Source organism: Chryseobacterium sp. Mn2064, from assembly GCF_049319685.1.
GTDB lineage: Bacteria > Bacteroidota > Bacteroidia > Flavobacteriales > Weeksellaceae > Chryseobacterium.
Window position 1 is genome coordinate 12,692 of the sequence record NZ_JBMOUE010000001.1, and the last position, 14,981, is coordinate 27,672.

At 36.0% G+C, this 14,981-nt stretch carries 13 protein-coding genes; 6 read left to right on the plus strand and 7 right to left on the minus strand.

The genetic code is table 11. From position 1 onward, the window contains the following. Positions 1-13: 13 nt before the first annotated feature. Positions 14-1,309 (minus strand): tyrosine--tRNA ligase, encoded by a 1,296-nt coding sequence (gene tyrS / locus ACL9RH_RS00070; protein WP_422691283.1) that lies wholly within the window; start codon positions 1,307-1,309, stop codon positions 14-16. A 273-nt stretch (positions 1,310-1,582) separates the two neighbouring features. On the opposite strand from tyrS, the gene ACL9RH_RS00075 reads away from it, so the two are divergent. Next, positions 1,583-2,143, plus strand: coding sequence for an RNA polymerase sigma factor (locus ACL9RH_RS00075; RefSeq protein WP_422691284.1), 561 nt, complete (start codon positions 1,583-1,585; stop codon positions 2,141-2,143). A gap of 108 nt (positions 2,144-2,251) precedes the next feature. Here the strand turns inward: ACL9RH_RS00075 and ACL9RH_RS00080 are convergent, their stop codons facing one another. Then, the gene (locus ACL9RH_RS00080) at positions 2,252-2,884 is read right to left on the minus strand and encodes a hypothetical protein (protein ID WP_422691285.1); all 633 of its coding nucleotides are present in this window, start codon (positions 2,882-2,884) and stop codon (positions 2,252-2,254) included. A gap of 115 nt (positions 2,885-2,999) precedes the next feature. Here ACL9RH_RS00080 and lipA point away from each other — a divergent pair, with 115 nt between their 5' ends. Further along, the gene (gene lipA / locus ACL9RH_RS00085) at positions 3,000-3,866 is read left to right on the plus strand and encodes a lipoyl synthase (RefSeq protein WP_142013988.1); all 867 of its coding nucleotides are present in this window, start codon (positions 3,000-3,002) and stop codon (positions 3,864-3,866) included. Positions 3,867-4,075: 209 nt separating this feature from the next. Here the strand turns inward: lipA and ACL9RH_RS00090 are convergent, their stop codons facing one another. Continuing rightward, positions 4,076-4,966 (minus strand): AraC family transcriptional regulator, encoded by an 891-nt coding sequence (locus tag ACL9RH_RS00090; RefSeq protein ID WP_422691286.1) that lies wholly within the window; start codon positions 4,964-4,966, stop codon positions 4,076-4,078. Positions 4,967-5,149: 183 nt separating this feature from the next. On the opposite strand from ACL9RH_RS00090, the gene ACL9RH_RS00095 reads away from it, so the two are divergent. Next, on the plus strand, positions 5,150-6,352 hold the full coding sequence (locus ACL9RH_RS00095; RefSeq protein WP_422691287.1) for an MFS transporter: 1,203 nt from the start codon (positions 5,150-5,152) through the stop codon (positions 6,350-6,352). 93 nt (positions 6,353-6,445) lie between these two features. On the opposite strand, the gene ACL9RH_RS00100 is transcribed toward ACL9RH_RS00095, so the two are convergent. Continuing rightward, complete coding sequence (locus tag ACL9RH_RS00100) at positions 6,446-6,826, minus strand: STAS/SEC14 domain-containing protein (protein WP_422691288.1); 381 nt, start codon at positions 6,824-6,826, stop codon at positions 6,446-6,448. 116 nt (positions 6,827-6,942) lie between these two features. On the opposite strand from ACL9RH_RS00100, the gene ACL9RH_RS00105 reads away from it, so the two are divergent. Then, on the plus strand, positions 6,943-8,148 hold the full coding sequence (locus ACL9RH_RS00105; RefSeq protein ID WP_422691289.1) for an NAD(P)/FAD-dependent oxidoreductase: 1,206 nt from the start codon (positions 6,943-6,945) through the stop codon (positions 8,146-8,148). 51 nt (positions 8,149-8,199) lie between these two features. Here the strand turns inward: ACL9RH_RS00105 and ACL9RH_RS00110 are convergent, their stop codons facing one another. From ACL9RH_RS00110 to ACL9RH_RS00120, 3 genes are all read right to left on the minus strand, one after another. Next, positions 8,200-9,393, minus strand: coding sequence for a vWA domain-containing protein (locus ACL9RH_RS00110; RefSeq protein ID WP_422691290.1), 1,194 nt, complete (start codon positions 9,391-9,393; stop codon positions 8,200-8,202). Positions 9,394-9,411: 18 nt separating this feature from the next. Further along, entirely contained in the window at positions 9,412-11,193 is a 1,782-nt protein-coding gene (locus tag ACL9RH_RS00115; protein ID WP_422691291.1) for a mucoidy inhibitor MuiA family protein, read from the minus strand. Positions 11,194-11,437: 244 nt separating this feature from the next. Further along, positions 11,438-12,112, minus strand: a complete 675-nt coding sequence (locus tag ACL9RH_RS00120) for an SIMPL domain-containing protein (RefSeq protein WP_422691292.1) — start codon at positions 12,110-12,112, stop codon at positions 11,438-11,440. A gap of 352 nt (positions 12,113-12,464) precedes the next feature. Here ACL9RH_RS00120 and ACL9RH_RS00125 point away from each other — a divergent pair, with 352 nt between their 5' ends. Both ACL9RH_RS00125 and ACL9RH_RS00130 read left to right on the plus strand, forming a co-directional pair. Further along, a complete protein-coding gene (locus ACL9RH_RS00125; protein WP_422691293.1) occupies positions 12,465-14,228 on the plus strand; it encodes a tetratricopeptide repeat-containing sensor histidine kinase in 1,764 nt (587 codons plus the stop codon). 11 nt (positions 14,229-14,239) lie between these two features. Further along, complete coding sequence (locus tag ACL9RH_RS00130) at positions 14,240-14,965, plus strand: hypothetical protein (protein WP_422691294.1); 726 nt, start codon at positions 14,240-14,242, stop codon at positions 14,963-14,965. Positions 14,966-14,981: the final 16 nt, after the last annotated feature.

Below are 14,981 nucleotides of genomic sequence, written 5' to 3' on the forward strand. Positions count from 1 at the left end.
TAGTATCTAAAATTTAGATTACTTTCACGATAAAGTAGCTTTTTTTACCTTTTTGTAGCAATAGGAATTTACCATCAATAAGATCTGTTTCATTAGCTGTAAAAGTATCATTTACTTTTTGTTTGTTTACAGAAATTGAGTTTCCTTTGATTTCTCTCTGAGCTTCACTCTTGGATTTTAAGAATCCTGATTTTTCTGAAAGAAGATCAATGATATTTACTCCCAATACATCTGCTTTTACTACGTCTTTTTGAGGAACACCATCAAAAACTTCAAGGAAGATCTCTTCATCAAGGCTTACCAAATCTTCAGCTGTAGAACGACCGAAAAGAATTTCAGAAGCTTTTAGCGCTTTTTCATATTCTTCTCTGCCATGTACCCAAACAGTTACTTCTTCAGCCAGTTTCTTTTGAAGTTTTCTTTCGTGAGGAGCCGTTTTGTGCTCTTCAATTAAAGCTTCAATTTCTTCTTTTTCTAAGAAAGTATAGAATTTAATAAATCTTTCAGCATCTTCATCAGTAGCATTCAGCCAGAACTGATAGAATTTGTAAGGTGAAGTTTTCTTTTTATCCAACCAATAGTTTTCTCCACTTTCAGACTTACCGAATTTAGAACCATCAGCCTTTGTAATCAATGGAACTGTTAAAGCAAAAGCTTCTCCCTGGGCTTTTCTACGAATCAATTCTGTTCCTGTAGTGATGTTTCCCCACTGGTCAGAACCTCCCATCTGAAGCTTTACATTATTATTCTGATATAAATGAAGGAAATCATACCCCTGGATCAGCTGGTACGTAAATTCTGTAAAACTCATTCCGTCCGCTCCCGATTCGCCTGAAAATCTCTTCTTTACAGAATCTTTGGCCATCATATAATTAACAGTGATGTTCTTTCCAACATTTTTAGCAAAATCAAGGAAAGAAATATTCTTCATCCAGTCATAATTGTTAACTAGCTCAGCTTTATTCGGTTCATTACCGTCAAAATTTAAAAACTTTGAAAGCTGATTCTTCAAACAATCTACATAATGCAAAAGAGTATCTTCATCCAAAAGATTTCTTTCTGCCGATTTTCCGGATGGATCTCCAATCATTCCTGTAGCTCCTCCTACCAAAGCGATAGGCTTGTGACCATGCTGCTGGAAATGAGCCAGAATTTTTATCTGAATAAGACTTCCGATATGTAAAGAATCGGCAGTTGGATCAAAACCAATATATGCAGTAGTTACCTCTTTATTCAGTTGTTCATCGGTTCCTGGCATCATATCGGCAAACAGACCACGCCATTTCAGTTCTTCTATAAAGGAATTCATTGATTTTTTTACTTTAAAATTTTATGGTGCAAAGATAATAAATTCAGAAGTATGAAAGGCAAAATAGCAGAGAAAGCGAAGATCGTAAAGGAATAAAACCATGAAAATCGAACTAAAAAATGGATCCTGATATCTTTTCAACTTTAATATAATATCATGAATATTCAAAGATATTCTTACTGGATAAAGTATATTGAATGTCTGGAATTCTCTATGTTCACGGACCTACCGCTTTTTTGCTTTTTAGCGCCAAATAATCTATATTTGTTAATAATGAACGACGAACAGCTATTTCTGCTCATTCAAAAGGCTAAAGATAAAGATCAGAAAGCCCAGACTAAACTCATCAATATTTTTTGGGTGGACGTTTTCTCTTTTGTCATGAAAAAAGTGAGAGACGAAAATGATGCAGACGAAATTACGGTGAATGTTTTTTCTAAAGTATTATCAAAGCTGGATATGTTCGACCCCCATTTTCAGTTTAAAACCTGGATACTTACCATTGCTCAAAATACAGTTATTGACTTCTGGCGGAAAAAGAGCCGAGAAAATGAAGACTCGATCGAAAATTTGGATGAAGTTAAAAATCAGTATGCAAAATCTCCTGAAGAACTTTTGATTTCAGAAGAAGAACAAAAGAAAATTATCAAGACCATAGAATCTCTGGACGCCAATTATCAGGACATTATCAAACTGAGATTTTTTGAAGAAAAAAGCATCAAAGAAATTGCCGAAGAGCTGGGAATTTCTGTAGCCAATACCAAAGTAAGAGTAATGCGTGCTAAAAAAGTTCTTGCCGAGCTCTTGAAAAATAACGAGTTCGAGGACAATTAAAAAATTGAAATACAACTAATCGTAAATATAAAAGAACGGATGACAGTCCGTTCTTTTTTGTATATTTTATATTGCCTTTGGCCAATACATTAATCGTTTATCTATATTTTAAAAATAAACTTCTTCTTTGGTTTTAGGAAGAACAACCTTTCGCTGCTTATCCTGATTTCTGTTTTGAAGATTGATTTTTACGCCTTTCATGATGTGAGTTTCTTTCAGAGATTTACCATATTCAGCGGTGTTTTCAACGTCTTTTTTGTAGTTCATCTGTCCTGTGGAAAGATTAAAATCAGTTTCTTTCCAGTAATCTCCAGGTCTTCCTGCAGATGAAGAAGTACCGATTAATTCAAAATGTCCGTTCTGAAATCTGTACTTATCAGTAACATCCCATTTCCAGCTGCTTCCACCCGCCTGAATAATGGTAAGAATCCCTTTCTGAATTTCAGTACTCTGATAAGGATCGCCCATCATACCTCCTGCACTGCTTTCCATAACAGCATTTCTGGATTTTTCTAATAAAGTCCATTTTGTACCCACTTTTTTCAAGATCTGAATCTCACGTATTTTACCCAGTTCTCCCTCATCTTTTGTGGTATATATAATGACTTTTTCAGGAATTTTATCACCATCAAGATCTCCGTCTATGGTTTCAAGAATGCTGGAACCCGCTGGCTGAAACTGTTTTTGAGCCCAGCATAACGTACCGGCTCCTATCGTTAAAAGGAAAAATATTTTTTTCATAAAAATAATTTGAATAGATAAATATACAATGAAATTCTGAATTATCAGTTTCATCAATATTTGCGGTTGATGGTTTCCATTAAAAATTCCTTAACTTTGAACTTCAATTTTAGAAATGGAAAATTCAGTTCAAGACACTACCGTTCAAAAACCAAAATGGATCCGCGTAAAACTTCCTACCGGAAAGAATTACAGAGAGCTGAGAACATTGGTTGATAAATATAAACTAAATACAATCTGCCAAAGCGGAAGCTGCCCAAATATGGGAGAGTGCTGGGGAGAAGGTACGGCAACGTTCATGATCCTTGGGAATATCTGTACCAGAAGCTGCGGTTTCTGTGGCGTAAAAACAGGAAAACCACTGGATGTAAACTGGGATGAGCCTGAGAAAGTAGCCCGTTCGATCAAATTAATGAAAATTAAACACGCTGTTCTTACTTCTGTAGACCGTGATGATCTGAAAGATATGGGATCTATCCTTTGGGGTGAAACAGTAAATGCTGTAAGAAGAATTTCTCCGGGAACAACTATGGAAACTCTGATTCCGGATTTCCAGGGACTTACTAAACACCTTGACAGATTGGTAGAAGTTGCTCCGGAAGTAATTTCTCACAACATGGAAACAGTAAAGCGTTTGACCAGAGAAGTAAGGATTCAGGCTAAATATGAGAGAAGTCTTGAAGTACTGAGATATCTGAAAGAAGCTGGACAAAGAAGAACAAAAACAGGAGTAATGCTTGGCTTGGGAGAAACCAAAGATGAGGTTTTCCAAACTATCGAAGACATCAGAAATGCCAATGTTGATGTAATCACTCTTGGACAGTATCTGCAGCCTACTAAAAAACACCTTCCTGTTAAAAAATTCATCACTCCGGAAGAATTTGATGAGTTTGGAGATTTTGCAAGAAGCTTAGGTTTCAGACATGTTGAAAGTTCACCTTTAGTAAGAAGTTCTTACCATGCAGAGAAACACATTCATTAAGATACAAACCGTTCAGCAATGAGCGGTTTTTTTTAGAGGGTAGAGGAGAGGTTAGTTATAGGGATTAAGAATTAGGATTGATGGGAATAGTTTTATAATAAGGGATTCCATCATTCCCATCCTCTGGTGGGGTGGCAAAAATTCAAAGAATTTTTGACGGGGTGGTTACCTGTATTTCACAATCAACTAAAAATATTCCTCCATTATAATTATACAGCCCCTTTCGTCATCACGCCAATCCTTCCATTGATTTCAATAGGACGAAAATGTTTTTTCTTAAATTCAGACGGTGTTTCATGAGTATGCTGTTTGAACAGTTTATTGAAATAGGACAAACTTTCAAATCCTACCTGAAAACAGACTTCTGTTACCGAATAATCTTTCAGCAGAAAAATCTTAGCTTGATTGATCCTGTAATTATTCACAAAATCGGTGAAAGTCATATTGGTTTGTTTCTTAAAATAGCGACAGAAAGCAGGAGTGCTTAGTCCCACAATTTTTGCGATATCATTCACATTTGGTTTTTTATCATAATGATCATGAATATAATCGTAAATAGTTCCCATCCTTATCTTGTCATTCAGAAACCATTTAATCCTTGTATCTTCTTTGTTGAGCTCCTTTACTTCTGTAGAATCAGCGAGGATCTGCAGAATTTCGATGAGCCCCATCAGCGATTCAAAAGAAGTTTTATCCTTAATCAGTTGAAGTTTTTCAACCACAATATTTTTAGTCTCACCAAAAAAAGAAAGTCCCAGATAAGATTTCTCCAACAGATTTTTGATGTTATTGAACTCTGGAACGGAAAGGATGATATCCTGAAGAAAATTTTCCCGCATCTGTACTACCAGTTGTTTGCATTCGGTTTGAATACCATAATCAAAATTAAGATGAGGTACATTGGCTCCGATTAACAGGAGATCACTGTCTGTAAAGGCAGAAATATCTTTTCCCACATGTCGGATTCCGTTCGTGGCTTCTACGTACACAAGCTCTATTTCAGGATGATAATGCCAGAAAAAACAGTTTTTCAGTGAAGGGGAGAAAAGTTTGAAAGATTTCCCGTTTTCAAATTCAATATTTTCTTTTTGGATTTTCATCTTGTTCTGTTTTGATTATTTATTGATTTAAAATTAAATAAAAAGGTTAATACAGAGCAAATTTTTATCATTCAAAGAGAAGTAAAATTCAATCTTTCTTTCGAATTTTGCACTTTCAAAATAATAAATGGTGAAACCATTCTCGAACTTTCAAAATTAATTCAATAAAAGAACTCAGATATAATGAAGATTGATAAAAGAATAATACCGCTGGCAATTGGCGGTTTAGGAATAGGAACTACAGAATTTACTGTTATGGGACTGCTTCCGGATATTGCAAAAACACTGCAGATTACCATTCCGCAGGCCGGACATTTAATTTCTGCTTATGCCATGGGGGTTGTGATTGGAGCTCCGATTCTTATTGGATATTCTGTGAAATTTCCACCCAAAAAGGTTTTAATCGCTTTTATGCTATTGTTTACACTATTCAACGGTCTTTCAGCGATTGCTCCCAACTATACAACGATGCTGATCATCAGATTTATGTCAGGATTACCTCATGGTGCGTTTTTTGGAGTTGGAACAGTGGTTGCTGCTAAAATGGCGGGCAAAGGAAAAGAAGCATTTTATATATCGATGATGTTTACCGGGCTTACGGTAGCTAATCTGGTCATGGTTCCTCTGGTAACGTATATAGGACATGCATATCACTGGAGATGGTATTTTGCCATTGTAGCTGCCATTGGTATCTTCGCTTTATTGTTTTTAAAATTATGGCTTCCTAATATGGAATCTAATCAGAACAGCCATTTCCTTGAAGAATTGAAATTCCTTAAAAATAAACAGTCGTGGCTGGTTCTTGCCATTACAGCCATTGGATTTGGAGGACTTTTCACCTGGTTGAGTTACATTACTCCTTTAATGACGGTAGTTGCAGGAATCAAAAGTAGTCAGATGGCTTATGTAATGGTACTTGCCGGAGCAGGAATGGTAGTGGGAAATCTTGCTGGAGGAGTTATTTCAGACAAACTCGGTCCTGAGAAAACCTGCGCATTGCTGATTTTTCTGATGATGATATCTCTGGGCGGCGTATTTTTCCTTTCTGAGCATCAGAATATAGCATTTATACTGACTTTCATGTGTGGAGCTTTATCTATGTCTATTGCGGCACCTATCAATATTATGATGATGAAGGCGGCTCCTAAAAGCGAAATGATGGCGGCTGCTTTTATGCAGGCAGGTTTTAATATTGCCAATGCGATGGGAGCTTTTCTCGGGGGAATTCCTTTGGAGTATGGACTTCCTTTTAATTATCCTTCGTTGGTAGGAGTAGGAATGACTTTCATTGGAGTGGTTATCAGTATACGATATATGTACTTGTATGATTCTAACAGCTCTGAGGCTGAGGAAACTGCAACAGAATGTATTTCATGCGACAAATAAGAGATTTATTCTATAACTGTCTTTAAAAAAATATACAAACAGCCTGTTTCTTTCTTTCTTTGAAACAGGCTGTTTGTATTCATAAAATTAGGGTTATGCCTCTACTTCATCTCCATTTTTACACCAATAAAGGGCATTATATAAGTTTTCTTTGGGGAAAGATTTAAATTCTCCCGGCATCAGAACACTAAAAATACTGGTAAAGTTCTGTATACCTTCTTTGTCCGTAACAATGGCGGCACGATTCCAATTGGCGAGGTTCTTCAGACCTAAAAGCAGATCTTCAAGCCAGGCTCCCATAGTAAAATTATCCAGATCCGTATCCAAATACAATAAGTAATTCAGCTCACCGAACTGGTCTACTTTTTCTTTTACGCGGGGAATTACCAATTTTTCAAAATCCTCTTTCGTCACTTCTCCGGTTGCATTGAATGCTGCCACATTCTCCGGTGCTTCTGGAATAATCGTTATCATAATAAATATTTTTTAAGGTGGTTTGATTTTTTAAACTAACAATAACTACACCATAAGTTGATAATAAGTTGTTAAAAAAGGTATAAATATTGTTATTTTTAATATAAAATACTCATATGGATCTTAAATCAAACGAACCATTCTGGCTTTTGAAAAATGGATTAATGACTTCATATCCTTCCTTGAAATCCAATGAAGAATGTGATGTACTTATTGTAGGAGGTGGAATTACGGGAAGCCTTATCGCTCATCAGATGATGGAAGACGGCTATAGTGTCATTCTTATTGATAAGCGGGAGTTTTGCAACGGAAGTACCTCGGCTACGACTTCAATGCTGCAGTACGAAATAGATATTCCCTTATACCAATTAAAAGAAATGATAGGGGAAAAAGGGGCTGTAGAAAGTTATAAAGCCTGTAGTGATGCTATTGACAGAATGGAGAAATTATCTAAGAAAATAAGATCCAATGCTGGTTTTAAAAGAAAGAAATCGTTGTATTTCGCTTCTAAAAAGAAAGATGTACAAGGGCTGAAAGAAGAATATGCGGCCAGAAAAAGTTCAGGATTTGATGTGAAATGGTTGTCCGAAACTCAGATTTTAAAAGATTTTGGATTTAAAAATACCTATGGCGGTATTTTGTCACAGCAGGGAGCGAGTATCGATGCGTTTCATTTTGCGCATGAACTGTGTGAGTATAATGTAAAGAAAGGTCTGAAAATATTTGATAAAACTGAAATGATCAATGTTGAATATCACAGAGGTTTTAATGAGGTTTTCGTGGATAGTGGGTTTAAGATTCGGGCCAAAAAAATGATATACTGTGTAGGGTATGAAAGTAAAAATCTGATCAAAGAGGATTTTGTAGATCTGAAAAGTACCTTTGCCATCGTCTCTGAGATTGAGCAGGAAACCTTCAAAAATATAAACAATACTTTAGTCTGGAATACAGACGATCCTTATCTCTATATGCGGACTACTGATGATGGAAGACTTTTAATAGGCGGTGGTGATGAAGATTTTTACGATGCGAGAAAACGGGATGCATTGTTGAATAAAAAGGAAAAAGAGATTTTAAAAACCTTAAAGAAAATAAAACCGGGCTATCATTTTTATACAGACTTTGTATGGGCAGGGACATTTGGAGAGACGAAAGATGGGCTTCCTTACATCGGGGAACATGAGAAATTTAAAAATTCGTACTTCGTGTTGGGTTTTGGCGGCAACGGGATTACTTTTTCAGTAACGGGAATGGAAATGGCTTCTCTGTTTATGAAAAACAAAAAACATTTACTATCCCGCTATTTTAAATTTGGAAGATAACATTGAGACTCATGGATCAATAGAAAAAGCGGGTTTTATCCCGCTTTCATATTATAAACTATATCCGTTTTTTTTAGCCAGTTCTACAATTGAGCTTTCCATTGCTTTTCCAAGGTCATCGGAATCTGCTGTTCCTCTTTTTTTCATTTCCCCATCAATATAAGTTTGGCGCTTTCTGGACAGTTCTTCAATTTCTTTTTGAATTTTGTCCCGTTCTACAGATTTTGTGGCAATTGCTTTTTTTATTTCTTCCTTACTTTTACCTTTCAGCTCGGAAGGAAGTTCGCTTTCTTGGATGGAAGCTATAAATCCGGCATCTTTTTCAGCTTTGTCTACCAGATCCCAATGCTCATTTTTGTAAGCATTCTTTTTAGATTTAGAAACCGTTCTTTCCACAAGATTGGAAACCGATTGAGAAGCTGCATTTTTATCCTGAGCCATTTGTTTCATCTTATATTCAGAGCCATGATTGCCATAGTAAATATAAGTGTCATTCAACTGGGCGTTACATTCCGAAATTCTTTTGTCATATGGCGTTTCAATGTAGATTACTTTTTTATCGCTGTCGATATTGAAGTATTTTCCACCTCCTGTTGTTGCTCCATTTTGCCAGAAGCTCTGGATTCCTTCTTCCCGGCTTCCACAGAAAATAGTATTGGTGTAAATGTTTTTATTCTTTGCTTTTGAAATCACATCCTTATAATCTATTCTTCCTTGGTTAAAAGGTTCATTGCCGGCAATGTAGATCAGTTTCATGCTTTTCTCATTTCCATCCCAGTTGAGATTGTTGGCGGCATCACGAATCACGGCACCACAATACTCATTTCCACCGTTGGTTCTTAAAGCAAATAACTTTTCCGAAACAAGATCGAGGTCCTGGGTAAGGGGAGTAACCTGGCGAATGTAGTTTTCATCGGTAATTCCGTCATTACCATATTCATAAAGAGCAATTTCAACTTGGGGAGCTTTGCCATTGTATTTTAACGTGGTTAAAGTATTCACAATATTCCAGAGTCTTGATTTTGCCTGGTCAATCAGCCCGTCCATACTGTTGGAGGTATCAAGTAGAAGCGCAACCTGGATTTTGTTATCCTTTGCGGTAATAATGGAGGGGGTTGCAGAAGCATTTTGTACAGAAATTCTGTTATGGCCTGCATCCGTTTTTGAACATCGATTATTGGAAAGAGTTCCGGAGCTTAAGAAAGCTACTCCTGCTGTGAGAGCTAAGATTTTTAAAGTGGTCATATTATTATTTTTTATAGGTTATCTGCTATAATATTGAATTTGCATTTCTTTAGGATACTTTACTTCATAAGAGAAGCTGATCTTTTCCGAATTTCCGGAGCCAATCTTTTTGTTCCAGAGAATACTTCCGGTTTTTCCGTCGTAATCGCCACCTCCAAGGTCAAGGCTTTTTACGGTGATTTTAGCGTTTTCACTGATAGGAAGCTGATCCAGAACTTCTAGTTCAATATTCTCCTTGGTATTGTTTCTGATGTTGATCTGATAAGACTCTGTTTCCCATTTGTTGGAACTTATTCCCTTTTGAGAGGCTTTATCTTCCAGTTTTATCCTTTTTACTGTAATTCTTTCGTCTACGCCAAGTGAAATCGGAAATTCATCTTTAACGTAATTGCTGGTGATATGAGTTTTTCCGATATAATTATCTTCAAAGTAAATATTCGCTTCACCATTAATCAGGTTGAGGTTTTGCCAGTTTTTCACGAAAGCCATCAGAAATACCTGATTGTTGAGTTTCGGAACCGTGTGGTATTTGTAAGTGGCATCAATCTGTTTTTTATCAAGAATAACGTATTGCTCTTTTTCCTGGCTTACAATATCCTGATTGTAATTAAGTTCATAAATTACATTCATCTGGTTATCTGAAACTGTAGCCACAGGAATTTGGCTTGGTTTTGCTCTTACATCATCTCTCATCTGATAAGAATTGACTTCTTTGGCAGCTGCTTTTATTTTGTAATTTGCCAGTTCCTCCTGAGGATTGTAAGTATTATACTCAGCCACATAAAGAGGAGAGAGAATAGGTCTGTCCTGATGATAGGAAGGTCTGTAAGTAGAAATAAAGAGCTTAATATTTTTCCAGTCTTGCCCTGTTTTTTGATAAATCTTCCCTTTATAAACCATTTCTAAAGGTTTTTTCACAGATTCTGCACGCAGATCGTAAGAAGGAATCCAGCCTGCATCGGATACCACATAACTTACTCCCAGGTTCAGATTGGTTTCATGGTCTGCAAGAATTTCAAGTAAAAGCTGTTTCTGATTGTTGTTTTTATAGGTTTGCTCTTCTGTAAATTGATTATTAAGGCTCGCAAGACTTTCATCCAAAATATTTTTCTGTTCATTGAGAAGGAAGAGCTGATTTCCTATCTCCAACATTCTTTTTCTGTAAAAGTCAGTAAGTTTAATAAGCTGTTCCTGAGGCGTTGCACGATCGTTGGTTGAAATTTTTAAATTATCATTAATGATATTCTGTTCACCGGCTAAATTCTTGATCTGTATGTTCAACAGATCTGCCTGTCTCTGAATTTTTTTCCTTTCATTCTCTGTTTGAATATTACTCTGTTCCTCCAGAGACCGATGAACTTGAATATTGAGCTGATTAAGTTGTCTTTGCAGCTGCTGTTTCTCATCATTCAGTTTTGAGGTATTTTGTTTGTCGGATGAATTACTGATCTGTATATCAAGCAAACTGATTTGTCTTTGCAGTCTTTTTATTGCATTATCCAGTTTTCTTTCGTTATCAGATAAATCATTTCCTTTCACAAAATTGTTCACAGGAGTAATGGAGAGGAGCGTTGTATTTTTTTCAAGATTGATTTTATACGTGTTTTCATCCAGAGTATTGGGCAGATTCATTATTCTGATCATGTTTCTTCCCTTTTGGAGATTCACATGGGTATTTCCGTAGACTTTGGCTCCCTGAAGATATACGGTGGCTTGCTTTACCTCAATTTCTTTCCTGATCTCCTGTGCCTTCAGTAAAGAGACCGAAAATGTAATGAATATGAAAAGATAGTGTTTCATCGTTTATTATTTAAAATTCCTGAAGTAAAATTATCCGTATTTAAGCCTGAAAATGAGAAGACTTGGTGAATTGGAACTTTCACTTGGTGAACCTTTAGATTGAAAAATAGAAAGATATTTCTGAGTGAACCTATTCTGTGTATATGTTTTATGATCAGTTGTTCATGTTGTTTTGTATAGTCTGATTTTTATAAAAAAAGGCCATCTCAATATGAGACAGCCTTTCTATTTAAATCTGTTATTTTTAAAGGATTTCGTATCGTGTTTTGATACTGTATTTTAATTTGATGTTTTCAATATTATCAAATGAATAGTCTACAGCACCATCGGCGGCTTCCATTTGTACGCTGTTCATTCTTGCTTTATAAGCTACTGGAAGAACAGTGTCACTTGTATAGTCTTCTATTTCTACAATCTCAATAGCATTTCCTGTCTTTTTACCCATACTTTCCAACAGATAATCGGCTTTTTCTTTGGCCGCTTTCAAAGCATTGATCTTTACTGTCTTTCTGAAATCTGCAATCTTAGTGTTTTTTACCTCCGCGATGTTCAGGCTGCTTACCCATTTTTGGTTAAGATCTTCGAATATCTTACTGATATTCGATTTTGTGCTGGCTTTAAACTGATAGCTTTTTGTGAACTTTGCTGTTTTGGAGTAGATATTCTGGTACGTCGATTTGAATTTGATGTCTTCGTTCTTTACGCCGGCATTTTTTAAGGTTTCAAACAGTTTCTTTTCATTATCAGCCAGATCATTTTTGTTATCTGCTTTTATTCCGATGCTGAAGATGATTTCATCCGGCTCTATTTCCATTTCGGCAACTCCTGTTACTTCTATTGCATTCTTTTTAACTTCCTGAGCGTTTACAAAGCTTCCTAATGTTAAAATTCCGATTAATAAAAAATGTTTTAATTTCATAATTTCCTGTTTTAAATTTTTAATTCTGATGTAAAATTAGGCAGATCTGAAGCCGGAAATCAGGAGACTTGGTGAATCGGAACTTTCACTTGGTGAATTGGCCGTTAGGTTTATTTTAATCACTAATAATAGATAGATATAAGAATGATTGCATCTTTAACTCATAAAATAGGTAAATAGAAAAAGGTAAAAGCTTTTTTATATTAAAAATAGTAACAACAAGGTATACAGATGGTTTCAGTATTGAAACTTGGTGAAATAAGGTTTTGACTTGGTAAAGAATGGAAGACTATACATAAACTTTTAGTTACTTTGCATTAAAGATCTGAAATTCATGAAGCTAGTTTTAAAAATGCTGTTTATAATACTGCTGGCAATGGGCAATTTGCTTATTGCACAGGATAGTACGCGTGCTTCTAAAGCGCTTAAATCTGTTTCAAAACTGAAAAAAGCAGTAGACAGAAATGATAATAAAGGCGTCGCTGATGTGTATGTTGGAATGGCCAATGACTATTACAATCAGGGAAATTATGCTAAAAGTGAAGAGTATCTGATTAAAGCCAGAAATATTTATCAAACTCTGAATGATAAGAAAAATCTTGAAACAACTACCCGTAAACTGGCTCAATCACAGGAAAAGCAGAATAAAATAACACCTGCCATCAGCAATTACAGTATGGCAGCACAGATGAGCTATAGCGAAAAAAGCAAAACTGAAAATACCAATGACGTGACCAGACTTTCTTCTCCTGCTCCGGAAGTGAGGGAAGAGGCTATCCAAAGTAATATCAATCTTAAAAAAAGAGAAAATGAGCCGGCAGGACTGGCCGAAAGTTATAGCCAGCTCGCCGATGTCAATATACAACAGAAAGATGTTTCCAGAGCGGAGGAAAATCTGAATAATGCTTACAAGATTTCTAAAAAAGAAGCTCCACAGCAAGCACTGGCCATCAATCAGAAGCTTGCAGATCTGTATGTTGAAAACAAAAAATTTGATAAAGCTATTGAAGCCAAAAAGACTGTACTGAAGGAGGATTTTGTGAAAGAAAATTCACAGGAAAAGGTCAATCAGATTCAGGAACTGGCTGATATTTACATCAAGAATAATGATCCGGGTGAAGCCGTTAATTTATTAAAAAATGCTTACGGTATTGCACTGGAAAAAGGACATACACTGGAAGCCCAGAGAAGTGTGAAAAAACTGGACAGTCTATATGCGATCTCCGGAAATACGGATGCCTCGGTACAGTTATACAGAGATTTTCTGGGAAAACTGCCCAATCTCGTGTCTAAAGACAGAAGTCTGATTGATAATAAAATTCTGGAAGATACAGAGCAGCGAATTTCACAGCTGGAAAAAGAAAAGGAACTGAAAGACGAACTGATCCGAAAGAAAAATGTTTTCAACTATAGTCTGATAGGAGCTTTAATTGTACTGACAGGTTTGGTTCTCTTTATCTTCAGGACTTTGAAAAAAGTGCAGATTAAGAATAAAAAAATTGCGCTTCAATCGCTGAGACGTGAGATGAATCCACATTTTATATTTAACAGCTTGAATAGTGTGAATCATTTTATAGCAACAAACAATGAATTGGAGGCCAATCAGTATCTTACGAAGTTTTCCAAACTGATGCGCGGTGTTATGGAGAATTCTACAGAAGATTTTATTCCTTTTCAGCAGGAACTGGACCTTCTTCAGAATTATCTTGCTTTGGAAAAAACACGTTTTGCTGATAAATTTGATTATGAAATTGAGGTAGATGAAAATCTTAATCTGCAAAGTCAGATGCTTCCCGGAATGCTTGTACAACCGTTTTTGGAAAATGCTATTTGGCATGGACTCCGCTACAGAACCGAAAAAGGATTGTTGAAGCTAATGTTTGAGAAAAGTGAACAATATCTTAAAATTACGATTGAAGACAACGGAATAGGAATTGAAGAAAGTAAAAAACAGAAAACCCAACATCAAAAAACAAGGGAAGGAAGGGGAATGAAAAATACCCTCGAAAGAATTCAACTGCTGAATGATCTTTACAAAAAAAATATCAACTGTTCCGTAAAAGATAAGGAAAACAGTAAAGGAGTTTTGGTTGTAATCACCATAAATCCGATATAAAAACTAATGCAATGAACCGATATGTATTGCTGTTAATTTTAGTGGGTTCACTTCTGTCCGGTTTTTTATCCGCTCAGGAAATGGATCGCAGCCGTCTGAGCTCTATTTTGAAAAGTTTAGAACTTGATGCTGCCCGAATTAAAGAAGAGCTTTGCGTTGAAAAGAAAATGCCGAATAAGGAGAATCGCTACATTGTTGTTATTCCGGTGTTGGTAGGGAAGGCGGAAGATGAATATAACTTTACGGTACAGAATTATATACTGATCACCGATGAGAAAGGTGTGATTGAAAATAAATATTTAGACCCCACAGAGCTTATTTCCGATGCCGTAGCTTTAAGACCTTTTACAATTGACACTGGCTTATATACGATCAGTACGAATGTCCGTGCATTTGGAGTGAAAACTACCTTTGTTGGAAGCAGTCGTATTTTCCCATACGAATCTGAGAGGATTTCTATGTATTATCCGGAAGGAAAATCGTTGAAGAAAGTTCTGGATCAGTTTGAAATGGGGATCAATAGTGGAGAATGGGACGGGAAATGTAAGGGGAAATTTAAAGACAATCACTCTTATATTATAGTGAACCCGCCCAAAATGAATACTTTTTCTGATCTTACGATTAAAACGGTTTCCGTCACAACTGTAAATAAAGAAGTAAAAGAAGACTGCGAAAATAAGGAGACTTCAAGTACAAGTTTTAAAACCTTAAAGTTCACAAACGGAAAGTACCTGTAGTTGATATCTAAAGCCG